19 protein-coding genes, 1 tRNA gene and 1 pseudogene are annotated in these 22486 nt (G+C 60.0%); 10 read left to right on the forward strand and 11 right to left on the reverse strand.

Annotated features, from left to right (window positions below; all coding sequences use genetic code 11):
• Positions 1 to 3: 3 nt before the first annotated feature.
• Both CFE428DRAFT_RS11035 and CFE428DRAFT_RS11040 read left to right on the forward strand, forming a co-directional pair.
• A complete protein-coding gene (locus tag CFE428DRAFT_RS11035; RefSeq protein WP_006979609.1) occupies positions 4 to 786 on the forward strand; it encodes a zinc ribbon domain-containing protein in 783 nt (260 codons plus the stop codon).
• Positions 783 to 2084, forward strand: coding sequence for a hypothetical protein (locus tag CFE428DRAFT_RS11040; RefSeq protein WP_006979610.1), 1302 nt, complete (start codon positions 783 to 785; stop codon positions 2082 to 2084). The genes CFE428DRAFT_RS11035 and CFE428DRAFT_RS11040 overlap by 4 nt, the downstream gene beginning before the upstream one ends.
• Before the next feature lie 135 nt (positions 2085 to 2219).
• Here CFE428DRAFT_RS11040 and CFE428DRAFT_RS11045 read toward each other — a convergent pair whose 3' ends face one another.
• Positions 2220 to 2834, reverse strand: a complete 615-nt coding sequence (locus tag CFE428DRAFT_RS11045) for a response regulator transcription factor (protein WP_006979611.1) — start codon at positions 2832 to 2834, stop codon at positions 2220 to 2222.
• Positions 2835 to 2985: 151 nt separating this feature from the next.
• On the opposite strand from CFE428DRAFT_RS11045, the gene argA reads away from it, so the two are divergent.
• The 6 genes from argA (at position 2986) to CFE428DRAFT_RS11075 (ending at position 9368) form a co-directional block, all read left to right on the forward strand.
• Complete coding sequence (argA, locus tag CFE428DRAFT_RS11050; RefSeq protein WP_006979612.1) at positions 2986 to 4305, forward strand: amino-acid N-acetyltransferase; 1320 nt, start codon at positions 2986 to 2988, stop codon at positions 4303 to 4305.
• Positions 4306 to 4603: 298 nt separating this feature from the next.
• A complete protein-coding gene (locus CFE428DRAFT_RS11055; protein WP_006979613.1) occupies positions 4604 to 6148 on the forward strand; it encodes a sodium:solute symporter family transporter in 1545 nt (514 codons plus the stop codon).
• Positions 6149 to 6583: 435 nt separating this feature from the next.
• A complete protein-coding gene (gene dnaA / locus CFE428DRAFT_RS11065) occupies positions 6584 to 7978 on the forward strand; it encodes a chromosomal replication initiator protein DnaA (RefSeq protein WP_006979614.1) in 1395 nt (464 codons plus the stop codon).
• Positions 7979 to 8073: 95 nt separating this feature from the next.
• Positions 8074 to 8916, forward strand: a complete 843-nt coding sequence (gene dnaN / locus CFE428DRAFT_RS11070; protein WP_006979615.1) for a DNA polymerase III subunit beta — start codon at positions 8074 to 8076, stop codon at positions 8914 to 8916.
• Positions 8877 to 9170, forward strand: a complete 294-nt coding sequence (locus CFE428DRAFT_RS38865; protein WP_006979616.1) for a beta clamp domain-containing protein — start codon at positions 8877 to 8879, stop codon at positions 9168 to 9170. The genes dnaN and CFE428DRAFT_RS38865 overlap by 40 nt, the downstream gene beginning before the upstream one ends.
• A gap of 113 nt (positions 9171 to 9283) precedes the next feature.
• Positions 9284 to 9368, forward strand: a tRNA-Leu gene (locus CFE428DRAFT_RS11075).
• A 43-nt stretch (positions 9369 to 9411) separates the two neighbouring features.
• On the opposite strand, the gene CFE428DRAFT_RS11080 is transcribed toward CFE428DRAFT_RS11075, so the two are convergent.
• The 4 genes from CFE428DRAFT_RS11080 to CFE428DRAFT_RS11095 all read right to left on the reverse strand — a co-directional run bounded on the left by CFE428DRAFT_RS11080 (position 9412) and on the right by CFE428DRAFT_RS11095 (position 12860).
• Complete coding sequence (locus CFE428DRAFT_RS11080) at positions 9412 to 10122, reverse strand: Spy/CpxP family protein refolding chaperone (RefSeq protein WP_006979617.1); 711 nt, start codon at positions 10120 to 10122, stop codon at positions 9412 to 9414.
• Between the two features lie 16 nt (positions 10123 to 10138).
• Positions 10139 to 10540, reverse strand: coding sequence for a hypothetical protein (locus CFE428DRAFT_RS11085; RefSeq protein ID WP_042724776.1), 402 nt, complete (start codon positions 10538 to 10540; stop codon positions 10139 to 10141).
• On the reverse strand, positions 10537 to 11070 hold the full coding sequence (locus CFE428DRAFT_RS33430) for an RNA polymerase sigma factor (RefSeq protein WP_006979619.1): 534 nt from the start codon (positions 11068 to 11070) through the stop codon (positions 10537 to 10539). The genes CFE428DRAFT_RS11085 and CFE428DRAFT_RS33430 overlap by 4 nt, the downstream gene beginning before the upstream one ends.
• Positions 11071 to 11228: 158 nt before the next feature.
• Positions 11229 to 12860: a response regulator gene (locus tag CFE428DRAFT_RS11095; protein WP_006979620.1), complete on the reverse strand. Its 1632-nt coding sequence runs from the start codon at positions 12858 to 12860 to the stop codon at positions 11229 to 11231.
• Positions 12861 to 12970: 110 nt separating this feature from the next.
• Here CFE428DRAFT_RS11095 and CFE428DRAFT_RS11100 point away from each other — a divergent pair, with 110 nt between their 5' ends.
• Positions 12971 to 13669 (forward strand): ubiquinone/menaquinone biosynthesis methyltransferase, encoded by a 699-nt coding sequence (locus tag CFE428DRAFT_RS11100; protein WP_083805090.1) that lies wholly within the window; start codon positions 12971 to 12973, stop codon positions 13667 to 13669.
• Between the two features lie 383 nt (positions 13670 to 14052).
• Here CFE428DRAFT_RS11100 and CFE428DRAFT_RS11105 read toward each other — a convergent pair whose 3' ends face one another.
• From CFE428DRAFT_RS11105 to CFE428DRAFT_RS11125, 6 genes and pseudogenes are all read right to left on the reverse strand, one after another.
• Positions 14053 to 16152 carry a DUF4340 domain-containing protein gene (locus CFE428DRAFT_RS11105; protein WP_006979622.1) on the reverse strand — a complete coding sequence of 700 codons (2100 nt, stop codon included), beginning with the start codon at positions 16150 to 16152 and terminating at the stop codon, positions 14053 to 14055.
• A 21-nt stretch (positions 16153 to 16173) separates the two neighbouring features.
• Entirely contained in the window at positions 16174 to 17727 is a 1554-nt protein-coding gene (locus tag CFE428DRAFT_RS11110; protein ID WP_006979623.1) for a GldG family protein, read from the reverse strand.
• 147 nt (positions 17728 to 17874) lie between these two features.
• Positions 17875 to 18519: an ABC transporter permease gene (locus CFE428DRAFT_RS33435; protein WP_006979625.1), complete on the reverse strand. Its 645-nt coding sequence runs from the start codon at positions 18517 to 18519 to the stop codon at positions 17875 to 17877.
• Positions 18520 to 18645: 126 nt separating this feature from the next.
• Positions 18646 to 19059 (reverse strand): ATP-binding protein DrrA1-3 family domain-containing protein, encoded by a 414-nt coding sequence (locus CFE428DRAFT_RS38870; RefSeq protein WP_006979626.1) that lies wholly within the window; start codon positions 19057 to 19059, stop codon positions 18646 to 18648.
• A gap of 99 nt (positions 19060 to 19158) precedes the next feature.
• A pseudogene (locus tag CFE428DRAFT_RS39715) lies at positions 19159 to 19577 on the reverse strand (ABC transporter ATP-binding protein); the annotation flags it as partial.
• A gap of 15 nt (positions 19578 to 19592) precedes the next feature.
• Complete coding sequence (locus CFE428DRAFT_RS11125) at positions 19593 to 20726, reverse strand: trypsin-like peptidase domain-containing protein (protein ID WP_006979628.1); 1134 nt, start codon at positions 20724 to 20726, stop codon at positions 19593 to 19595.
• A gap of 184 nt (positions 20727 to 20910) precedes the next feature.
• Between CFE428DRAFT_RS11125 and CFE428DRAFT_RS11130 the strand changes: the two genes are divergently transcribed.
• The gene (locus CFE428DRAFT_RS11130) at positions 20911 to 22296 is read left to right on the forward strand and encodes an SGNH/GDSL hydrolase family protein (protein ID WP_006979629.1); all 1386 of its coding nucleotides are present in this window, start codon (positions 20911 to 20913) and stop codon (positions 22294 to 22296) included.
• Positions 22297 to 22486: the final 190 nt, after the last annotated feature.

Below are 22486 nucleotides of genomic sequence, written 5' to 3' on the forward strand. Positions count from 1 at the left end.
GCCATGCCCAACAGCCCTTCTGCCCCCACCCCTAGCCTCCCCTGCGAGCAGTGCGGTTACAATAACGAGCCGGAACGCGTCTATTGCCACAATTGCGGCTCGAAGCTCGACCGCTCTCTTCTCCCGAAAGCTGCCGAAACGGCTCAGGAACACCCCGATAAGGTCAAAAAACGCATCGCGAAGATGACCAACCCGAAATCCGGGTCGTTCGGGCGCGAGGTCAAGACGCTCATCAAGGTAGCGTTCTTCTCCGCCCTGCTTGCTTGCATTTTGCTGGCCATCCAGAAGCCGGGGGACCTGCCGGAACTGAAGAAAACGGACGACATCCGCATGGTGAGCAGCGACATGATGGAAGCGGTCAACTCGCCCACGCCGGTGCGCCTTTCGTTGAGCGATGACGACATCAACCATTACATGAAGCAACGGGTCTTCCGGGACCGGAAGCCGACGGCGATTCCCGGAGTGGACGTGTCGCAGGTCTACGTCGCGTGCGTGCCGGGGGTGATTCGTATTTATTCGCAGCAGAACTCCTTCGGCTTCGATACCTACTCGCGCATCGACTACAAGCTCGAGGTCAAGGACGGGAAATTGATCCCGACCATCGTGGGCGGCGCCTTCGGCAAGCTCAATCTGGACCCGATCCTCATGCAATACGGGGACTGGGCTTTCGGCACCGTTTGGGACTCGCTCTCGCGTGAGCGCAAGCAGATGGACAGGATGTTGAGTGTCTCCATCCAGCAGGGCCGCATCGATCTGGTTACCAAGGGTCTCAACGCCGCGAAATGAGGCGTCGCTCCCTGCCATTACTGGCAGCGGCGCTGGTGGCGATTTGCCTGCCGGCGCACGCGGTCGATTGGCATGAGCGGAGCATCAGTGAGACCAAGCAGTTTATCGTTTATAGTCCGGATGTCCGCCTGCGACAGCGCGTGGCCAGCTACGCGGATGACCTGACTGCGCAGGTGAAGGAACTCCTCGGCGGCGTTGGCCTGTGGAGAACGCCGATTGTCGTCACGTTGGAACGCGCCTCCACGGCCGATGGGCAAGCGCCGGCACCGGTGCTGCGATTGGTGGATACGCCGGCGGGGCAGAAGATCGAGCTCAATGTGAAGATCGGCAACGATCCGGCGGCGGTGAATTTGCCGAAGCTGCTGCTCCGGGCGGTGCTGCTGGAGTATTCCTATCGGGGCGCGCGTGTGTACGGCGGCACGCACTATGTCGAAGCGCCCTGGTGGGTGGTCGAGGGATTGATCGAGATGGGACGGCGGCGTGACGCCGGGATCGATGCGAATCTTTTCCGGCGGCTGGTGGAGACGAATCATTTGCCGCCGATTGAGAAATTTCTGATCGAGAAGCCGGAAGAGCTCAGTCCAACGGCCCTCGCCGTGGATCGCGCCCTGGCGATGGGACTCTTGCAGATGCTGGTCGAGCAGCCGGATGGCCATGCGAACCTCGCCCATTTCATCCGCGCCTGGCCGCAGAGCGATGGCGACCCGATGGCGTTGCTGGCGAAGGAGTTTCCCACAGTGGCCAGCAGCCCGGAGACGCTGCAGAAATGGTGGATGGTCAATCTCGCGCGCTACGCTGCGGCGGATCGCTTCGAAGGTCTCACGGTGACCGATACCGACAAGTCGCTGGCGGCACTGTTGCAGATTGAATTCGTGGTCGACAAGAAAGGGACGAAGAAGACTTTCGCCGTCGGCGATTACACGCAGTTCATGAAGCTGCCTTCCAGCAAGACCACGCTGGCCGCGCGCCATGCGGAAGTCATCGCGCTGGGCACGCGGGCGAATGCGCTCTTGCGACCGGTGCTGACGGACTACGAACAAATCTTCGCGATGCTTTCCCGCGGCAAGACCCGAGGCGTCCGCGATCGGTTGGCGAAGGTGGAGGATTACCGCACGCTGGTTTTGAAACGGACTTCCGATATCGCCGACTATCTCAACTGGTTCGAAGCGACGCAGATGAAGACGATGAGCGGCGCGTTCGACAACTATCTCAAGACCGTTGACGAGCTGTCCGCGGAGGACAAAAAGCAAAAAGGTCCAATTGGCCAGTACCTCGACCAGTTGGAGCCGGAATTTTAGCGCGACGTGATCGTCGAGAAACCCAAAGTGGTAGAGGCGGCTGCGTCAGACGCCTGTATTTTTGGGAAGCGCGTTGGGCCTTTGGAAAAGACGGTTGGCGCAACCCCCTCCACAACGCGCCAGCGTCGTAGCCGCTTACATCAATTGCCCCTTGGCGATCTTCTCCATGCACGCCGGGCAGATGCCGTGAGAGAAGTCCGTACCCGTCTCGGTGTAGATGTATTCGTCGATCTGCCGCCAGTAGTCCTGATCATCGCGCACGCTTTTGCAGTACATGCAGATCGGCAACAACGTCTTCAATCGCTTCACGTCGGCGAGTGCGGCTTCCAGGTCCTTGACCCGCTTTTCCAAGGTGCGCTCGAGTTCCACTACGCGTTGGCCGACTTTCAACCTGGCGCGAAGTTCATCGGGGTCGAAAGGTTTAATGACGTAATCATCCGCTCCCGCGTCCAGGCCCGTGGCGATTTCATCCTTCTGGCTCTTGGCCGTGAGCATGAGCAGATAGATGTACGGGTTCTTGTGATTTTTCCGGATGCGCTGACACACTTCCACGCCATCCATGCGCGGCATCATCCAGTCGAGAATCGCGATGGACGGCGCCTCCGGGCCTTCCAAAATCTCCGCCGCCGCCGCGCCGTCCTGCGCCGAGATCACCTCAAAACCCCAGTTCTGCAAATTGCGCTCGAGGAGATGCCGCGAGACGTAATGGTCTTCTGCCACGAGGATGCGATTGATGCTGCTGGAGTTCATTGCCTGCAAGGGGAGCTGTCGTCCAACATCCATCGGATTTCATGTCGGAACTGAGCGGATTTTTTTTCAGAGAACTTAAAGTGGAGCGCAAATCCTCGTTTTCCGCTTTGCTCCCGGCGCGAATTGTCGTTTTGTCGCATCATCTGATTTGATGAAAGTTTCCGACCTGCGCGGCATCCTGCAATACGTCCCAAGATTCCGGGAGCGCATCTTCGTTGTCGCGATCGACGGCGAGATCGTCGCGTCTCCGAATTTCGCCAACATCCTGTTGGACCTCGCGGTGCTGCGTTCGCTGAGCATCAAGGTCATCCTGGTGCATGGCGCGGCGATGCAGATCACGCAACTCGCCGCGGAGCGCGGGGTTGCCATTTCGAATGCCGATGGTACCGGCATCACCGATGAGCCGACGCTCAAGGTCGGCCTCGAGGCGGTGACGAACGTGATGGGCGAAGTGATGCAAGGTCTGACTTCGGTCGACCTGCGGGCCGTCTATTCAAATGCGATCATCGCGCATCCCGCCGGCATTTTGAGCGGGGTCGATCAACTCAATACCGGCCGCGTCGAGCGCGTGGACACGAAGTCGCTGCACCTTTTCCTCAACGAAGGAATCATTCCGGTCATTCCGCCGATCGGCTACGACGGCGAGGGCAAGACGTTCCGGGTGAACTCGGATTCCGTCGCCCTCGAAGTCGCCGAGGCCATGGGGGCGATCAAGATTCTCTACCTTTCCGCCTACGATGGTGTGGTGGTGGATGGCGAACTGGTGGGGACGCTTTCGATTGCGGAAGCCGAGGACTTCGTGAAGAAGCATCGCGGCACGGGCCTGGTCGAGACCGGGCTGATTTCCAAGGTGGAGCATGCCGTGAAGGCCTGCCGGCTGGTGCGAGTGCCGCGGGTGCATTTGCTCAACGGCTTGAAAGACGAGGCGTTGCTCAGCGAGGTGTTCAGCCAGGAAGGCATCGGCACCATGGTTTACTCGAACGAGTACCAACAGATCCGGCGCGTTTATAAAAAGGACGTGCGCGCGGTCATGGCGCTCATCCGGCAATCCGTGGACAGCGAAGAACTCGTGAAACGGACACGCGCGGATATTCTGGCGCATCTGGACGACTATCACGTGCTGGAGGTCGATCGTAATCTCGTCGGTTGCGTGGCGTTGCACGTTTACGCCGAGCAGGGGATCGCGGAGTTGGCCTGCCTCTACGTCCACAAAAATCACGAGGGCCAGGGCTACGGTCGCAAGCTCATGAATTACGCCGAGCAACTCGCGGCGGAAAAAGGGGTCAAGCAGGTGATGGCGCTCTCCACGCAGACCTTCAATTATTTCCAGCAAAAGGGTGGCTACACTGAATCGACGCCCGACATCCTGCCGCCCGAGCGCCGCAAAAAGTACGACGCCAGCGCGCGGAATTCGAAGGTGATGATCAAGAACGTGAGCGTGGTTGCGCCGCTGGAAGCATCGCGCGTCTAGCGCGTTTCGCCTTCGCGTTTTCCCTTCCCCGTTTTTTCTGCTGGCGTCATCGCGGGAAAACGCGCCTGCTGGCCGCGCTCCGTTATGTTCAATCCCTGGATCCTCGACAGCCTTGTCATCCTGGCTTACTTCGCTCTCGTCATTGGCATTGGCTTGTACAAGGGGAGGGGCGAGCGTTCGATGGAAGGTTTCGCTGTGGGCGACCGCAACATCCCGTGGTGGGCAGTGCTCGCTTCCATCATGGCCGCGGAAGTCAGCGCCGGTACTTTCCTCGGCACGCCGGGGGGAAGGCTACGGCTTGCGAAACTTCACCTACGGCCAGCTCGCCATCGGCACCATTCTCGCGCGGATCATCGTCGCCTACCTTTTCATCCAGCGCTTCTACGAGCTGCGCGTGGTTTCGATTTACGAGTTCCTCGACGCCCGCTTCGGCCATACCACGAAGATCTCGTCCTCGTTACTCTTCATCGTCACCCGCGTGCTGGCCAGCGGCGCGCGCATGTACGTGCCCGCGATTCTGCTCGTCGTGGCCTGGCAGTTGATCCGCGATGTCCATCCCACTCCGGGCCAGGAGGTGTTCCTCTACGTCGGCGCGGTCGGCGTTCTCGTCCTCATCACCGCCGTCTACACCACCTTTGGCGGCATCAAGGCCGTGGTCTGGACCGACCTGATGCAGGTCGTGCTCATGTTCGGCGCGATGTTCTATGCGATGTGGATGCTGTGGCACGCCGTCGGCGGCTGGAGTGTCGTCACGCGTGAGGTGAAGACGGCGCCCGTCGATGCGGAGGTCGTCGCCGCGCGCACGCAGGATTTCCTGAACCGCTCGGGCGGCAAACTCACCGAGGCCGAGGCCCGCGAGAAGGCCACGGAGAGTGTGAAGGAGGAGTCGGAAGACGTGGCGAAGACGGCGTTGAATTTTTGGGACTCCGGCATCGAGCGGGATCCGGTGAAGCGCGCCGAAATCGGCATTTGGGGGAACATTAAAAAGGTGCTGGAGACGGAATACACCGTCTTCTCCGCCTTTCTCGCGAGCGTCTTCGTAACCATGGCGACGCACGGCACTGACCAGGACATGGTGCAGCGCATGTTGACGGCGCCCGACGTCCGGCGCAGCCGCCGCAGCCTCATTTTATCCGGCCTCGCAGACATTCCCGTGGCACTCAGCTTCACCCTCATCGGCGTGTTGCTTTGGGTCTATTACCATTTGCCGGAGAATGCCGGGCGGCGTCCGACCACCGACTATTTCGTCAACTTCATCCTGCGCGAACTCCCCGTTGGGATTCGCGGCGTGATGGCGGCCGGCCTCTTCGCCACCGCGATGGGTTCGCTGAGCACGGCGCTGAATGCGCTGGCCACGAGTTTCACCCGTGATTTCTACGTCGGCCTTTTCCGGCGCGGCGCCGGGCAGTACGAGCAAATGGTCGCGGCGCGTTGGAGCACGGCGGCCTTTGCGGTCCTGCTTGCGGCGGTGGGCGTCGGCACGGCCTGGGTGAAGCTCACGCATCCCGAGATTCGCATCATCCCGATCGTCCTCGGCTCCTTCGGTTACACCTACGGTTCGCTGCTCGGCGTCTTCCTCGTGGGCATGACCACGCGCACGCGCGGCAATTGCCACGGCAACCTCCTCGCCATGCTTCTCGGTTTTCTCGTCGTGGCCGTCCTCAGCAATCTGCCCAACGACGTGGCGAAGATGTTCGGGACGCAGATGTATACGCCGCCCGCGTGGCTGCCGATCATCGAATTTCCCTGGCGGATTGCCTTCGGCACGGTCGTCACTTTCGCCGTCGCGCTTTGTTTTCGGACGGATGCGGCAGCGTTAAAAAGGATCGCCAATAACGAGTGATACGTGTGCGTAACTAACACTATCGACTGCCATGCCCCGTGTTTTCGGCACGTCCCGCTGGGTCAACCCCAAACTCACGTTTTTCGGAAAATATATTTCGGCAATTCGGGCAAATTTTCTTGTCCGGGTTTTCCCCGAAAATTACTCTCACGCCGCACGGCAGGGAAGAACAACCCTGATTGTGAATAACTTGTGAACAAGATCCCCGAAAACCTCATCTCTTCAGTCGCTCCGCTTCCCAGCCTGGCTCGCGGAGCCGCTGCGCTCGCGATGCAGTGGGAATCGGCGTTCCACAAGTTTGCGGATTATAACGTGGTTATTTTCAACGATTTACACGAGCGGTCCGTTTTCACCTCAACGAGAACGGCTGCTTGATCCCCCCCTGGCACGCCTCCGTGCGCTGCCAGCCTCCCGAACCCAAGTTACTAATTGTAAATGACGTTAACTGCTGTGGATAAATCACTGGATTCTGCTGGTTTGAACGCCCTCTGGGCAGAGATCACGGCTCAGATCAAAACCGAAGTCAGCGCGGACTCTTACGACCGCTGGTTTCGCGATATCGAGCCTGTGGAACTTGACGAAAAAACACTCACGTTGCGGGTGCCGAACAGCATCTTTCAACTGTGGATCGAGAATAACTACCAGGCTCACCTCCGAAGTGTGGTCATGCTGGTCCTTGGCAGTCCGCGGAACATTCACTACGTCTATCAGGACGAGACGAAGATCGCGCCTCCGCCGAAGGTGCTGACGCCTGCGCAGAAGCCGAAAGCGGAGCCAGCGGAGCCCAGGATGCCCGCGGGTGGAACGAGCGGCTTCAATCCGCGCAACAACTTCGATTCCTTCGTCGTCGGCACGAACAACCAGTTTGCCCATGCCGCGTGCAAGGCGGTGTCCGATGCCCCGGCGCGCACCTACAATCCACTCTTCATCTACGGTGGAGTCGGTCTCGGCAAAACCCACCTCATGCATGCGATCGGCCACGCGATTCTCTCGAAGCGCAAACCAGGCAAGGTCGTCTACATCACCAGCGAAGCGTTCACGAACGAGTTCATCGACGCGATTCAGAACAATACGCTGATCAAATTCCGCAAACGCTACCGCCAGGCGGACGTGTTGCTCATCGACGATATTCAGTTTCTCGCCGACAAAGGCCGCACGCAGGAGGAATTCTTCCATACCTTCAATACGCTCTTCGACGGTCACAAGCAGATCGTTCTCTCCAGCGATCGTCCGCCATCGGAAATCGCCAACCTCGAAACGCGTCTCGTGTCGCGCTTCGAGTGGGGGCTCACGGCCGAGCTCCAGGCCCCCGACATCGAGACCCGCGTGGCCATCCTGCGCAAGAAAGCGCAGAGCGTGGAGATCCAGCTCGATGACGAGATCATCCAGTTTCTCGCCGCGCGCATTCGCACCAACGTGCGCCGTCTCGAAGGCGCGCTCATGCGGGTCGCTTCATATGTGTCGCTCAGCCATGGCCGCCTCCCCGGCATGGAAAAGATCGAACACCTGCTCAAGGACATCCTCCATGAGGAAGCGCGCCGCGCGATCACCATCGACCAGATTCAGAAGCGGGTCGCCGAGCACTTCGACGTGCGTTTGGCGGATATGACCAGCAAGCGCCGCCCGGCGAACATCGCTTTCCCGCGGCAGATCGCCATGTTCCTCGCTCGCGAACTCACGAAAACTTCGCTCAACGAAATCGGCGAAGCCTTCGGTGGCCGCGACCACGGCACCGTCCTGCACGCGCACCGTCTCGTGCGAGAAAAGATGACGAAAGACGAGCGGACGCGGCAGATCGTGTCGTTCCTCGAGAGCCAGCTTACGCGTTAACCGCCAGCACCGCGCCTGAAAATTCGTTCATCACACTGGGAAAAATGGTTGCGTCACCACGCGCAATCATTCATCTAGACGCATTCCTGTCCCCTATGAAATTTAGCGTCAGCAAAGAGAAGCTCCTCGCAGGCCTGCAGACTGTGCAAAATGTGGTCAGTACGCGGACGACGCTCCCGATCCTTTCCAACGTCCTGCTCCAGGCTGAAGGCGATCAGTTGCGCCTCACCACGACCGACCTCGACGTCGGCGTGAGCGGTGCGATCACTGCCCAGGTCGAAAAGCCCGGCGCCACCACGTTACCCGCGCGCCGGCTCTTCAACATCGTGCGTGAATTGCCCGCGGCGGAGATCATCGTCGAAGTCGATTCGAAGAACGTTGCCTCGATCCGTTGCGGACAGAGCTTCTTCAAGATCCTCGGTCTGCCCGAAGAAGAATTCCCGCCACTGCCCAAGCAGACGGACGCGCGCACCTTCACCATCGGCCAGCAAGTGCTGCGCGATGCGTTGAAGAAGACGTCCTACGCCATCTCCACCGATGAGACGCGTTACGTGCTCAACGGCATCCTGTTTTCGTTCAAGGAGAACAAGGTCACGCTCGTGGCCACCGATGGCCGCCGCCTCGCGCTGGTCGATCTCGAAGTGGAATTCCCGCGCAGCCAGGAAGTGGACATCATCGTCCCGACCAAGGCCGTCACCGAACTCGGACGCCTGCTGGGCGACGAAGGGGACGTCCGCCTGAGCGTCGAGGAGAACCAGGTCGCCTTCCAGATTGGCGACACGCTGCTCGCTTCCAAGCTCATCGAGGGCAACTACCCGAATTATCGTCAGGTCATTCCCGGTGAAGCCAAGGAACGCGTCACGCTCGAGCGCGAATTGTTCCTCCAACGCTGTGCATCGTGTGGCGCTGGCTCTCCAGCGAGAAGTCGAACTCGGTGAAGCTCGTCTTCACGAAGAACAACATCGAGATCGCGGCGAATACGCCCGACGTCGGCGAAGCGCGCGAGTCGCTTGCCGTGGCCTACAAGGGCCGCGAGTTCTCCATCGCCTTCAATCCGGAATTCCTCCAGGCCCCGCTGCGGGTGCTGACGAATGATGAGGTCTATCTCGACATGATCGACGAGATGAGCCCCGGCGTGATCAAGATCCAGAGCCCTTTCCTCTACGTCCTGATGCCGATGCGCATCAGCTAAGGCGGGGATTTTCGTCTATTTCACACTTCCCGCACTTTTCTCTTTGCGCTTTTACGGAGGCCGCATAATGTGCCGCTCCCGTTGCCGGGAAACCGGCGACCGAGGTAGCCAAAGCTCACGTGGCGGAATTGGCAGACGCGTACGGCTCAGGACCGTATGGGGCAACCCGTGGAGGTTCGAGTCCTCTCGTGAGCACCACCCCAGGCTTTAAGCCTGGGGTTTCGCTTTTTCGGGCCAGGCTCTATCGCCGCGACCGGGGAGTGGTCGGTGATGGAGGGGGACCGACGGGTGCGGCGGAAAGTTTGTTCTCGAGATCGGTCGCGGCGTCATCGAGCACCTGGCTGGCCTCGCTGGTTTTCCCGTCCTGCGTGAAATCGTTCACGCGTTTCCACATGGTTCGGATCGACGAAAGGTCGAGGCCTGCTTGCCGGGCACGCTCGATGAGTCCTTTCACGCGCTCCATTTTCGCGGCGAGTTCCTGGTCGGCGGGCGGGCTTGCTCGCCGCGATGAACGCGCATTTTGTAACGACTGCAGTTTCTGCAGTTGCGCCGCTGTCAACACTTCGCGCGTGCGCAGGCTCATCGTCAAACGAACGCGTTTCAGTTCGGCTTCCGCGGCGAGCAGGCTTTCAAATTGCGCGCTCGCCGCGGATTCATCCGGCTTGTCCGCGCCGAGGATTTCCGCGAGGGCATCCGATTCGCGCTGCACCGTGGTGGTGAATTTCGTGGCCACGGTTCCCAGATCACTCATGCCGTCTTCGAGTTTCTTGCGCTGATCCGGTGTGAGCTCGATCTCCGTCGCGTGTTGCAACGCCGACTCCGGCGAGGGCATGAGGGCAGGAAGGTTGCGCGCCGTGAACGGTGCGGCATTCAAGAGTGGGAAGGGCAGCGCGAAAAGAGCCAGGACTGCGAGCAAAAGGCTTCGGTGATGGCGTGAGGATTGGGTCTTCATGACAAGGCGAAGAAGTTCAAGGAGTGAGCAACGCGTTGATCTCGCGAGTGAGTTCCGGCACCGACGGCGTGTCGGAGCCATTGGCCGCAGTAAGCAGGAAATCGGTGGGGGCGGTTGGATCGAAAGTGGACGCGGTTGCGAGAGCCGCGCCGGCGGCGACGAAGGGCTGCTCCGCGACGGGAGCTTGCGGAGAGGGATGATGCATCCACACGATCGCCGCAGCGCAAATCACCGTGGTCGCTGCGGCCAGTGCCCAACCCATTGGCCATGATCGCGGTCCGGTCTGGCGTTGCACCAATGATTGCTGCGCGCGGCGCCACACGCCGTGAAATGCCGGGGATCGCTGTTCCGCATCGCGGCCCCAAGTGCGCAAATGTTCGCGCAGTTCGTCTTCGTGAGGATCGTTTGTCGGATTCATGGCTGGGCAAATGTCCTGCCGAGACTGGCGCGGAGACTTTCTTTCGCGCGTTGATAGTGTTTGCGGGCGGAGCCGGGCGATACGCCCATCACCGTCGCGGCTTCGTCCAGCCCGAGGGAATGGTGGAACACCAGCATCAAGACCTCCCGCTGGCGCCCGGGCAGGCGGAGACACGCCTCCTGTACTTGCCGGATGGTCTCGCCTCGCGCGGTCGCTGCATCCGGCGCTGGGTCGTGTGCTGGTTGCGCTGCGGCTTCTTCCACCGACGCCCGGCGCATCCATCCCCACAGCGTGCGGCGGCGATGCGCGAGTGCCGTCAGGCGGATCACGCCAAACAGCCACGTCTTGAAAGCCGAGCGGCCTTCGTAACGCGCACTGCCGTCGAGAATCTTGAGGTAGGTCATTTGCAAAATATCCTCGGCCTCGGATGGCTGGTAAGCCGCACAAACCAACGCCCAGGCAAAACTTTCGTCATGCAAGGCTTCGAGCTGCCGGTGGATCGTCTCGGCGTCAGTGGGCGGGGGAATCATCCATGGCCATCAAAGGTTTGTGGATGAGTGACGCAAGCGCGCGTTTTGTGGGACAGGAATCTATCGGGAGGTGCTTTTTAAAAAGCACGGCGGCCTCGTGGAGGAGAGGCGGATCCTATCGATCCCAAGAAAAGCGTATCAGTCCCCGAGCCAGCCGCTCAGGCCACGCTCGCCAGCTTCTTACTCGCGGTGAACGCCTGATAAACCGCCTGCCGCAATTCCGCGTGGCTGATCGGCTTGCCGAGCACCAGGTCCACCCCGGGTGGACGGCCGCCCAAGGCCAGCATTTCATCACCGAAACCCGTTAGCAGGATCACCGGGATCTCCGGCGCATGTTGCTTAACGGCGACAGCGAGCTGCGACCCGTTCATCACCGGCATCGCCTGATCGGTGATGACGAGATCGAAAGTACCCTTTTGGAAGAGCTTCAGCGCTTCATCGCCGCGATAGGCGCAGGCCGTGCTGTGTCCATCCCCGTGCATATACTCGGCGATCAATTCGCAGATGACCTCCTGGTCGTCGACGACCAGCACGCGCAGCGTGCGGTCGAGCCGCGCGATTTGCGGTTTGACCGCGGCTTCGACTTCCGCCGTCGCCGGGAAGCGGATCGCAAAAGTGGTGCCGGCGTTCTTCTCGCTGGTGATTTCGATCGCTCCCTTGTGGCGCTGCACGATGCCGTAGACGACCGACAGACCGAGGCCGGTGCCGTGCTCGCCCTTGGTGGTGAAAAACGGTTCGAGGCAGCGCTCGCGCTCCTCGGGCGTCATGCCGATGCCGGTATCCGTAATGGTGACCGCGGCCGAGTCGACGTCCGACGTCGTGGAGAGGGTGATCGTTCCGCCCTGTGGCATGGCGTCGACGGCGTTGAAAATGAGATTCGTGAGGACTTCGCGCAGTTCGGCGGCGTTGCCGGCCACCGGCGGGACCTTGTCCAAATTGCTGACCACCTCGATCTGCACCCCAGCCGCCCGGCTCTTGCCTTTCCACTTCGGCGAGGTGAGGGAAATGACGCGCTCCACGACTTCGTTCAGGTCGACGGGGAGGCGGATTTCGTTGTCTTCCGCCGGGCGATAGAACTCCCGCAGACGGCTGACGACGTGCGAGGCGTCCTGCGCCGCGGAGACGATATGGTCGAGGTAAGTAATCTCGCGCTTGGAACCGTTTTGCTCAAGCCAGGGATGCAGCAGTTCGCCGTAACCGAGCATCATGGTCAGCGCATTGTTGAAATCGTGGGCGATGCCGCCGGCCATCATGCCCAAGGCGCGCAGGCGCTCCTGTTTCACGATCTGCTCCTGGGTGGTGCGGAGCTCGTGCAGGGTATCCTCCAACTGGCCGGTGCGCTCCCGCACCTGCCGCTCGAGGTCGAGATTGTGCCGCTGCATACTCTGGCGGAGGAAGCGGTTCTCGATGAGGTTTTGGATACGCAGGACGACCTCGGCGTGGTCGAGGGGCTTGGTGAGGAAATCTTTGGCGCCGCTGGTCAGGGCCTTGCGCTTGGTCTCGACCGTAATATCAGCGGTGAGAATCAAAATTGGGAGATAGTCCTCCAAGGAAATGGCCGCCTTGAGTTGCTCGAGGACGGTGAAGCCGTTCAGATACGGCATGTTCAGGTCGAGCAGGACGATGTCCGGCTCCACTTCCAAAAAGAGAGGCAGCGCCTGGCGCGGATCGGTGGTACAACGCACCTGATGACAGCCCGCCAGGGCCAAAATACGCTCCAACAAACGCACATTGGCCGGCTCGTCATCGACGATCAGGACTTTGGCTTTGCTGAGGTAATCGTTGGTCATGGTACGCGCGGCACGCCGGGGTCGCCAAAGCTCCCCGGAAAAATGGGCGGATTAAAATGGAGCATGTGTTATGCCTTTCACCCGGTTTCTCCCAATAGTTAGAATTCCCGATGACCTCTGCTCTACCACCTGCTGAAGAAAAAAGCCAGTTCGTCCAGACCATGTTTGGCGAAATTGCCGACCGCTATGATCTGGCGAATCACCTTCTCAGTGGGGGGCTGGATTTTCTCTGGCGACGGCGGGCCGCGCGGCTCATCCGCGGATGGCAGCCGGGCCGGATTTTGGACCTTGCTACAGGGAGCGGCGACTTGGCGCTAACCCTCCGGCGCGCTTGCCCGGAGGCGTCGGTCATCGGGGCGGATTTCTGCCCGCCAATGCTCTCAGTCGCGCGCCGGAAGGGATTGAAGCACCTGGTTGCAGCCGATGGGCTGCAACTGCCCTTTTCTGACGCCGCCTTTGATGCGGTGACGATTGCCTTCGGTCTCCGCAATATGGCCTCCTGGCCGGGCGCACTCGCAGAAATGCGACGAATTTTACACCCCGGCGGCCATGTGTTGATCCTCGATTTCTCTGTCCCGCTGCCTCCGTTGCGGTGGATTTACCGTCCTTACCTGCACCACGTCCTCCCCCGGGTAGCGGCGCTGCTGACCGGGAAAAAGGCGGCTTACGACTACTTGGGCGACTCCATCGAACAGTTCCCCCAGGGGCCGGCCATGTGCGTGATGCTGGAGGATGCGGGTTTCGAGGAGCCGCTGTGCGAGCCGCTGAGCGGGGGGATCGTGTCGCTGTACACGGCGCGGCGGGTTTGAGAAGGACGTGTGATGACCGTCAGACCGAAGCGACACTGACTCGGGGTATATATACGACGCCGGTGCCGCCTATCGCGGAGCGATACTTGCCTGTAGCCGTGGACTTTAGTCCACGGAAACGTTTCGCCATGGGCCGTCGCGGAGCGACGTTTGCGGCAAGAAACAGGAGGCGAGAAGGCAGACGTCGCTCCCGCGAGGAGGCCTTTGCGATCGGACTCCGTGGACTAAAGTCCACGGCTACAGGCACAGCATCGCTCCGCGATGCATCTGGTCTTGCCCCGCTTTTCCAGCTGGCGCCAGTCCCTCACAAAAAATGAAGGGCACCGATTTCTCGGTGCCCTTCGGAGCTTTTCTGTCGAGTGGATCGCTTCCGTTGGAAAGCGCTATTTCTCTGCTTTGTCCGCCTTCTCTGGTGCGGTGGGCGCCGGGGCCGTCGAGGTGGCAGGGTCTGCGCTCGGTGGGTTGGCCGGTTGAGCTGGCGGAGTTGCGGGGGTGGGGGCCGCCGGTTGGGCCGAGCCGTTTTCCGGTTTGGCTGGCGCTGGCTCCGGAGTATCCTTCGGCGCGGGCGGCGTCGCTGGCGCCGGCGCGGGTGTCGCAGGCGTGGCTGCGGGGGCTGGCGCCGGAGTGGTGGTGACCGGGGCCGTCGCCGGGGCGGATGTTGCAGATGGCGGCGGAGTGGCCGTACCCGGTGCCGGCGCTGGAGTGGCGCGCGCTCCTTCGAGCAGCGGCAACTCCATGGCGGTGACATCCGGTTTGCTCAGACCGAAGGTGCCAGTCAGCCCTTCCGCCGAGGCGTAGGTCAGCATGTCCGGAGATACCCCACCGAGCTGGAGCTTGCCGCTGCCCCTCGTGGTCTTGAAGGAAAGCGTCTCCTGGGGTTGCGCCAGCCCTTGATCGGGAGCGGTGGCGCCGATCCAACGCACCGCGCGCAGGGTGGACAGAGTATTCACCAGGGACTCGACGTTGATCTGGTTGACCTTGCCGTCGCCCTTCGCGAGCACCCATTTCTTGTCCTTGTCGCGTTCCAGCGTGAGGGTCGGCAGCCCCTCGCGCGCCACTTCGAGGTTGGTCACGTCTTCAGCCTTGTTCTTGAAGATCGTCAGTTCCTGCCATTGCAGCGGGTCGGTCATTGCGTAGCCGAGGAAGCTCTTCGGGATGCTGACGACAAACACTTCGTCATCGAGTTTGGCGTAGACGTCGTCGCCTTCGACTTTACCGAAGAGGATCGAGACGATCGGCTTTTCGCCGGCTTTCGTCTCCGCGGTATTCTCCGAGGAGTAGGAGCTGAGCGTCACCGTGGCCTGCGGCTGATCGAGCCCATATTTGGGCAGATCGGTGGCCACATCCGCCACGAACTTGGTGACCTGCTCGGTCTGCAATTCGGTGAGCAGCTTGGCCGCCGCCGCGGAATTGATCGTCACATCCTTGCCATCCGCCTTGCGCACCCACGTCTCGCCTTTGCGGGCCAGCACGATCTTCTCCTTGCCGGGGCTTTCGATATTGATGCGGTCGACGATATCGGGCGAGAAGCGCACCAGGTTGCGGTCCCGCACTTCATTGGGCGTAGTGAGGAGGAGCTTCTCCAGCGACTTGGGAATGACGAGCACGACATCGCGAGTGGAGACCTTGGCGTAGATCTTGTCCTTTTCCTTTTCCACCGCCTTGCCGATTTGCACGACCACCGGTTCCTTGCTGCCCTCAGTGGTCAGCGTCACGGTGCCGCGCGGTTCCTGCAACCCATAGGTCGCGAGGTTGGCAGTGTCTGTGACGAAGGACTCGACCTGTGCGTTGGCGATCTCGGAGACGAGGTCGCCGGCCTTTTGATCGTTGGCCCGCGCCTTGAACGGTTTGTCCAGCGACCAGTGCTGATCCTTCTTGTCGAGTTCGATCTCGCCCGTCGAAGTCTTGAGCAGGAACTTGTCGACCTGCGTGGTCACCACATTGGTCAGCTTGTGGTCGCGGAACTCGTCCACTTTTTTCGAGATCTGGTTCTTCAGATCGTTGCTGATGATATGCGCCGTCTTCGAGCCTTCGACCCGGGCGTAAACCTTGCCTTCCACTGCGGCATCCTTACCGATGAGGATTTCCACCGGCTTGTCGCCGCCGGTGAAAGTCAGCCGCGTCTCGGAATTCGCGAGCCCGAATTCCTTCAGCATGTCCTTCCCGTCACCTTTGTCGGTGGGAATGGCTTCTTCGGACTTCAGCGCTTCCGCCGTGGTGAACAGCTGATTGATCGCCATGGAATCGGCGTGATCCTTGATCGGCGCATCGAGGAACCACGCCCCGTCTTTCTTGTGCAGATCGATCTTGGTGTCGGTATTCTTGATCGTGATGCCGGTGATCTTGTCGCGATCAAATTGCACCACGCGACCGGCACTCGCGGTGGATTCCTGGGTCGTCGGTTGCTTGCTTTCGAAGAAGTGGATGAACGCGAAAATCGCGGCCGCCACGATAACGAGGATAAGCGTGTTTTTCAGTTTCATGAGAAAAGAGAGAACGAAGGCTTAGGAGCGGCGCATCCACCAGTTGATGAGTCCGAAGAATGCGGCGATGCAGGGGATGATGCCCACGACCGCGATGGCCAGGCTGCGGAGTTGTTTCTCATCAAAGGCGAGCGTGACGCTCTTCTTTTCCTTGGGCGGAATGCCCATGAGTTCCTCGCGATCGAGCAACCAGTTCAAGACATTGACCGTGAGGTCGACCGAGACGCCTTCCGACATGCGATAGGCGCCGGCGGTGAGCAACTCGGCGTTGCCCACCACGAACATCCGCGAGGTATCCACTTTGACGCGCTGATCTTCCACGCCGCCCTTTTCCACGGAGACCGCGATATAGAGCGGCGCCTTGTGATCCTTGGCGGGATCGAACGAAACGTTTTGATCGTTGCCGCTCAAATCCGTCTCGCCCCAGAAGCCCTCGCCAGCTTTCAGGATGGGGGTGACGCGGACCTTGGCGATCACTTCGCGAGCCTGGTCGACCTTTAGCGATTGCGTCACGCCGAGCATCTGCTTGCTCACGTCCTCGAGGTCCTTGGTGATCTTGGTGTGGCTGTCGATCACGTCGAACGACGGGTTGCCGATCACCGCATTGGTGATTTGCGGGGCACCCGAGTCGTCGAGTTTCAAAGCCTTGCCCACGCGCAGGATGCGATCATCCTGCGGCACCACGCCCTGTGCGCCCAGCCAGGCGGAGAGATGGTCGGTCTTGGCGAAGGGATTGAGGAGCACGAACAGACGGCCGTGCTTTTCCCAGAAGTCGTTGAGCAGCTTGATCTCCAGTTCGGAGTAGTCGTACTTCGGTCCGCAAATGACCAGCGCGCGCGCATCCTCCGGGATGCTGCTGACGTTGAGCAGATTGAGCGGCGCGATCTGGATGTTCTGCCGTTTGAGAGCTTCGTTGAAGACATTGAGATCCTGGGACTTGAGGTCCGGTTCGCCGTGTCCGGCGAGGAAGTAGACCTTGTTCGGCTTGCCTTCGCTGAGTTCGAGCAGCGCGCTGGTGATGGCCTGCTCGCCCTTGAAGTCCTTTAACTTCGGTTGCTGCTGGCCCATCATCATCGACATCTGGTCGGGCATTTCGAAGTCCGCCATGTCGGCGGCATTGACGAACTTGCTCTTCCCGTCGATGTCGAGAATCACGATGTTTTCGTTGGCGCCGAATTTGTATTTGCCCTGGAGATCCTGGGCGCGGCTGAGGTTGCGATAGGGATCGACGACCTCGGTCTTGAACTTGTTATCCGAGGCGTATTCGTATTCGCGCAGGAGGCTGCTCACGTCGGGTGCGATTTCCGCGGCGCTGGAGAAGAAGACGGTCGCCTTGACCGGCTTTTTCAGGCTCTTGAGCAGATTCTTGGTCTGCGAGCTCAGCGCGTACTTGTGTTCGCGGGAGAAGTCCCAGCGCTTGAAGTGACGGAAGCTCATGTAATTGATCATCAGGACGATGCCGATGATGACCAGGGCCTGGATGAGAACGTTGACGCCGATCTGGAAGCGATGAATCCGGACGACTTTCGACGAGGATTCTTTCGGCGCGGCTTCGGGAGTGGAGGAGTTAGCCATGAGAAAAGTGTGGAGTTAGGAGTGATGTCCGCCGGTTATGCTTTCCACTTGCGGAATTGGAACACCTGGAGAGTGAGGTAAGTCACCAGGGCCGTCATGGAGACGTACCAGACGACGGGGCGGGAATCGATGATGCCCTTGGTGAAATCATCCATATGCCCGGTCGGCGAGAAGTAGGAGAAGATGTCGCGGATGGCCGGGGTGGTTGATATTCATCACCATGGGCAGGAAGGGCAGGAAGACGCAGATGAGGATGACGCTGAAGGAGATGGTCGCGGCGATGATCTGGTCCTTGGTCAGCGCCGAAGCGAGGCAGCCCACCGAGCAGAAGAACATGCCCATGAGGAAGAGGAGCAGGAAGGTCGTATAATACGCCCCGGCCGCGGTGGCGGCGTTATGACCGGTGACATATTGGAAGACCGCGAAGGAGATGAAATTCGGCGCCCAGAGGATGCAGTAGAAGAAGAGCACGCCGAAGAATTTTGAGAGGACAATCTGCCAATCTCGCACTGGCGCGGTCGTTAATGTCTCGAGTGTGCCCATCCGAAATTCCTCGGAATAAACGCGCATGGTAATGAGCGGGAAACTGAGGATGAACGGGAACCAGAAGAGCGCCTGGGCAAAGACGATCTCCACGAGCGTGAGCTCCACCGGGTAGCCGTTGATGACGGAGATTTGGTACCAGAAGTTCACTCCCGACAGGAGCAGGAAATAGAACAGCACCACGTAGGCGATGGGCGAGTAAAAGAAGGATTTAACCTCGCGACCGAATAAGGTGAAAAAGGTTTTCATTAAAGGGGTGAGTTGGAAAATGGGAAAAGGGTGAGAGAGGGTTCTCCATCTTAATCGTAATCTTACTCTCGCTCGCAGGGATGGAGATTAAGATTAGGAGTAAGATTAAGATTAAGAGGAAATGAGTTAGCTGTCGGCGTGCGTCAGCTCGACGAAGACATCCTCCAGCGTGGTCCGCCGGCGGGTCAGCTCACGGACGCCCCAATGCCGGGTCATCGCGAGATTCATCACTTCTTCGCTGGGATCGGTATTCGCTTCCAGGCGCACCTGGAAGAGCGTGTAGTCGCCGTCTTTTTCCGCGACGACGTCTTTCACGCCGGGGAGCTTGAGCAGGTCCGCCGTCGCGTTGTCGTTGCCGACTTTCGCTTCGATGCGCATGCTGCCCGCGGTGCGCTGGTTCTTCAGCAGATTCTCCGCCGTGTCGCTCGCGCGAATCTTGCCCTTGTGAATCACGATCACGCGGGAGCACATGATTTCCACCTCAGGCAGGATGTGCGTGGAGATGAGCACCGTGCGCTTGCCGCCGAGATTTTTGATCAACTCGCGGACCTGGCGAATCTGGTTCGGGTCGAGGCCGATGGTCGGTTCATCGAGAATGAGCAGGGCGGGGTCGTGGACGAGCGCATCGGCCAGGCCCACGCGCTGACGATACCCCTTGGAGAGCGCCCGATGAGTTTGTGCTCCACTTCGCGGAGGTTGCAAAGCTCGAGCACGTCGCCCACCGCTTGCCGCACTTTGCGGCCGGCGACTCCTTTCAGGTTGGCCCGATAGCGCAGATACTCGCTCACGCGCATGTCGGTGTAGAGCGGCGTATTTTCGGGGAGATAGCCGAGGCGTTTGCGCGCTTCGATGGATTGCTCGAAGACATCGAAGCCGGCGATGGAGGCGCTTCCCGAAGTGGCCGGCAGATAGCCGGTCAGGATTTTCATCGTGGTGCTTTTGCCCGCGCCGTTCGGCCCGAGGAAGCCGACGATTTCACCTTTTTCTACCTCGAAGTCGAGGTTGTTAATCGCGGTGACTCCCGCGTATCGTTTGGTCAGTTTTTCGACTTTAATCATTGGGGAATTTAAAAATCAGCGTGCAGTCAGACTGATGGTTTGCTCCTGCTGGATCGCCTGGCCGCGAATGCGTCGGATGACGCCCACGGCAAAATCGACGACCGAGCCGGTGTCAATCTGAGTCAGCAGATCTTCGATCTGCTTGGAGGAGGTGACTGGATAACGGCCGATCTGGCTGATGACAAGGCCTCGTTTGATTCCGGCCTGTTCCGCCACCGAACCTTCGTCCACATCGGCAATCAATACGCCGGTGCCCGGCGCGTAACCCAGCGTTTTGGCGAGTTCCGGAGTGAGATCCTGCAATTGCAGGCCGAAAAATTTTCGCGCCAGCGCACGGTTCGCGACCGGCTTTTCCACCTTTTTGCCCGCGGCAATTTTTTTGAACTCCTCGACTTTTTGGCGCACCACTTCGCCGGGAATGGCGAAGCCGAGACCCTGCGTCGGCACGCCCTGTGGCGTGAAGGCCATCTTCACCGAACTCACGCCGACGAGCTTGCCGCCGATATCCACCACGGGGCCGCCGCTGTTGCCCGGATTAATCGCCGCATCCGTCTGAATGAGGTTGCGATACTCGACGTCATCGACGGTCACGGTGCGCTTCTTCGCGCTCAAAATCCCGCGCGCCACGGAGCTGCCGTAGCCCAGCGGATTGCCCAGCACCAGCACTGTCTCACCGAGCAGGTTCGGCGAAAGCTGTTCGAGATTGATGAACGGCAGCGCCTGCGGCGCATCGATCTTCAGGAAGGCGAGATCGGCATCCTGCGAACCGGCCACATAGCGCGCGTTGTAAGTTTTGCCATCCGACGTCGTGACGGAAATTTTCAGTTCCGCGGCGCGCTGGACCACGTGTTCGTTCGTCACGATATAGCCCGCGGGATCGACGATGAATCCCGAGCCGAGGCTCTGCACTTTTTGCGAGAGCACGCGCGGCCGCCGCATCGGGCCGCCGAAGAAATTGTTGAAGAACTCGTCGTACGGATCGCGGATGGTGTGCTGCACCACGCGTTCCGTGTTGATGTTCACCACCGCCGGCATGGCCTTGGCCACGGCGAGGACGGAGGGCTCAGTCGCAGGTTCACTCTGGGCGCAAACCGTCCCCGTCAGGGCCAGGGCGACAAGGGCGAGGATCTGCGGAAAACGTCTGCTCATGTGGGAAAAAGGGGGTGGGTATGACAATGTAAAGACGTTCACGCTCAAATTTTTTGAAAGACACTGCAAACTTTGATTTGCGCTGAGACTTCACTGGCCTCTTGAAAAACCAGTTTTGTTTTTCCCCAAGAAGGCCCCATTGGTCGGGTTTTCTTCCCGCACACCTACCCTAGAAAAACCCTCCATGAAACGTATCCTAGCCACGTCTCTTGCCACTCTCATCGCCGGATCCATCGCATTTGCGGCGGACAACAAACCGGCGGCGCCGGCCGCTCCGACGGACCTCAAGCCGTTCGTCGACAGCATCAATCTCAAGGACGGCGACACGCTCGTCTTCCTCGGCGATTCCATTACCCACCAGTGCCTCTACACGCAGTATATCGAGGACTATTTCTACACGCGCTATCCGAAGCTCCACATCCACTTCCATAATGCGGGCGTGGGCGGCGACCGCGCCAAGGACGCGCTCATCCGCTTCGATGAAGACGTGGCCAACTACAAGCCGAACTACGTCACCATCCTCCTCGGCATGAACGACGGCGCCTATCGCGATTTCGACAAGGCCATCTTCGATACCTACCAGCAGGACATGACCACGCTGCTGGACAAGATCGCCGGCCTCGGCGCCACGGCCATTCCGATGACGCCCACGATGTTCGACTCACGCTCGAAGGTGATGCGGGGCGACAAGGCCGAGCCGCGCAACACTTACTACAATGGCGTGCTCGCCCTCTACGGCGCGTGGCTGCACGAGCAGGCGCAGAATCGTGGCCTTGGCTTCGTGGACATGTGGGCGCCGCTCAATGACCTGACCATCACCCAACGCAAGAAGGTGGCGAACTTCACCATGATCCCCGATGGCGTGCATCCCGCGCCGACCGGCCAGGTGGTGATGGCTATGTCCATTCTCGAGGACATCGTGCCCCGCTCGCAGTGCACGCAGATCATGGTGGATGACAAGGCTGGCAAGCTGACGCCTACCGCCAATGGCGGCAAGATCACCGATTTCAACGGCACCGACACCAACGTGAGCTTCACCTTCGCCGCGGACAAACTGCCGTGGGTGCTCCCGGCTGATGCGCAGGAAGGCTACAAGATGGTTCACGCCGGCCATCACTATTCCAACGAGAAGGTCAGCGTGCGCGGCCTCAAGGCGGGCAAGTATGACCTGAAGATCGATGGCGAAACGATCGGCTCCTATGCCGCCGGCCAACTGGCCTTCGGCGTGGAGCTCGAGGAAAACGCCAAGACGCCCGAGTATCAGCAGGCGCTCAAAGTCGCGACGCTCAACCAGCAGCGGAACAACGAAGCGTACCACCCGCTGCGCGACCAGTACAGCCAGCTCAAGGGCAAGCGCCGCGATCTTGCGAAAGTCGCCGAGAGCGATCCGCAGTACGCCGCGAAGAAGGCGGAATTCGACAAGTGGTATGAAGGCCAGAAGTCGAAGGTCGCCGAACTCCTCGGCAAGGCCGCCGACTTCGAAGCGCAGATCTACAAGGCCAACCAGCCCGTGCCGCACAAGTACGAGATCGTGCCTTCGGCCGAGCCGGTGAAAGCCGCCGCGCGCTAATCGCAATATCCGCTGACCGCGGATCTCCGGCCCGTGAATCACGAAAGTGATTCGCGGGCCTTTTCTTTTTTTGGAATTCGAAAAGAACCGCGAATGAACGCGAATGGAGGGAAACAGAAATCCCAGGCTCACTTCAATTCGCGTTCATTCGCGGTTTTAATTTTTATCCTGTCTGCGTACCCCCATGAAT

It is taken from the genome of Chthoniobacter flavus Ellin428 (assembly GCF_000173075.1).
GTDB lineage: Bacteria > Verrucomicrobiota > Verrucomicrobiia > Chthoniobacterales > Chthoniobacteraceae > Chthoniobacter > Chthoniobacter flavus.

What these genes read in the sequence shown, in the direction of transcription:
- CFE428DRAFT_RS11110 (WP_006979623.1), bottom strand. Translation starts at nt 17,727, where the DNA reads ATGGCTAACTCCTCCACTCCCGAAGCCGCGCCGAAAGAATCCTCGTCG.
- CFE428DRAFT_RS11040 (WP_006979610.1), top strand. Translation starts at nt 783, where the DNA reads ATGAGGCGTCGCTCCCTGCCATTACTGGCAGCGGCGCTGGTGGCGATT.
- CFE428DRAFT_RS11125 (WP_006979628.1), bottom strand. Translation starts at nt 20,726, where the DNA reads ATGAGCAGACGTTTTCCGCAGATCCTCGCCCTTGTCGCCCTGGCCCTG.
- CFE428DRAFT_RS11085 (WP_042724776.1), bottom strand. Translation starts at nt 10,540, where the DNA reads ATGAATCCGACAAACGATCCTCACGAAGACGAACTGCGCGAACATTTG.
- CFE428DRAFT_RS11035 (WP_006979609.1), top strand. Translation starts at nt 4, where the DNA reads ATGCCCAACAGCCCTTCTGCCCCCACCCCTAGCCTCCCCTGCGAGCAG.
- CFE428DRAFT_RS11105 (WP_006979622.1), bottom strand. Translation starts at nt 16,152, where the DNA reads ATGAAACTGAAAAACACGCTTATCCTCGTTATCGTGGCGGCCGCGATT.
- dnaA (WP_006979614.1), top strand. Translation starts at nt 6,584, where the DNA reads ATGACGTTAACTGCTGTGGATAAATCACTGGATTCTGCTGGTTTGAAC.
- dnaN (WP_006979615.1), top strand. Translation starts at nt 8,074, where the DNA reads ATGAAATTTAGCGTCAGCAAAGAGAAGCTCCTCGCAGGCCTGCAGACT.
- argA (WP_006979612.1), top strand. Translation starts at nt 2,986, where the DNA reads ATGAAAGTTTCCGACCTGCGCGGCATCCTGCAATACGTCCCAAGATTC.
- CFE428DRAFT_RS11130 (WP_006979629.1), top strand. Translation starts at nt 20,911, where the DNA reads ATGAAACGTATCCTAGCCACGTCTCTTGCCACTCTCATCGCCGGATCC.
- CFE428DRAFT_RS11095 (WP_006979620.1), bottom strand. Translation starts at nt 12,860, where the DNA reads ATGACCAACGATTACCTCAGCAAAGCCAAAGTCCTGATCGTCGATGAC.
- CFE428DRAFT_RS11080 (WP_006979617.1), bottom strand. Translation starts at nt 10,122, where the DNA reads ATGAAGACCCAATCCTCACGCCATCACCGAAGCCTTTTGCTCGCAGTC.
- CFE428DRAFT_RS11100 (WP_083805090.1), top strand. Translation starts at nt 12,971, where the DNA reads ATGACCTCTGCTCTACCACCTGCTGAAGAAAAAAGCCAGTTCGTCCAG.
- CFE428DRAFT_RS33435 (WP_006979625.1), bottom strand. Translation starts at nt 18,519, where the DNA reads ATGAAAACCTTTTTCACCTTATTCGGTCGCGAGGTTAAATCCTTCTTT.
- CFE428DRAFT_RS33430 (WP_006979619.1), bottom strand. Translation starts at nt 11,070, where the DNA reads ATGATTCCCCCGCCCACTGACGCCGAGACGATCCACCGGCAGCTCGAA.
- CFE428DRAFT_RS11045 (WP_006979611.1), bottom strand. Translation starts at nt 2,834, where the DNA reads ATGAACTCCAGCAGCATCAATCGCATCCTCGTGGCAGAAGACCATTAC.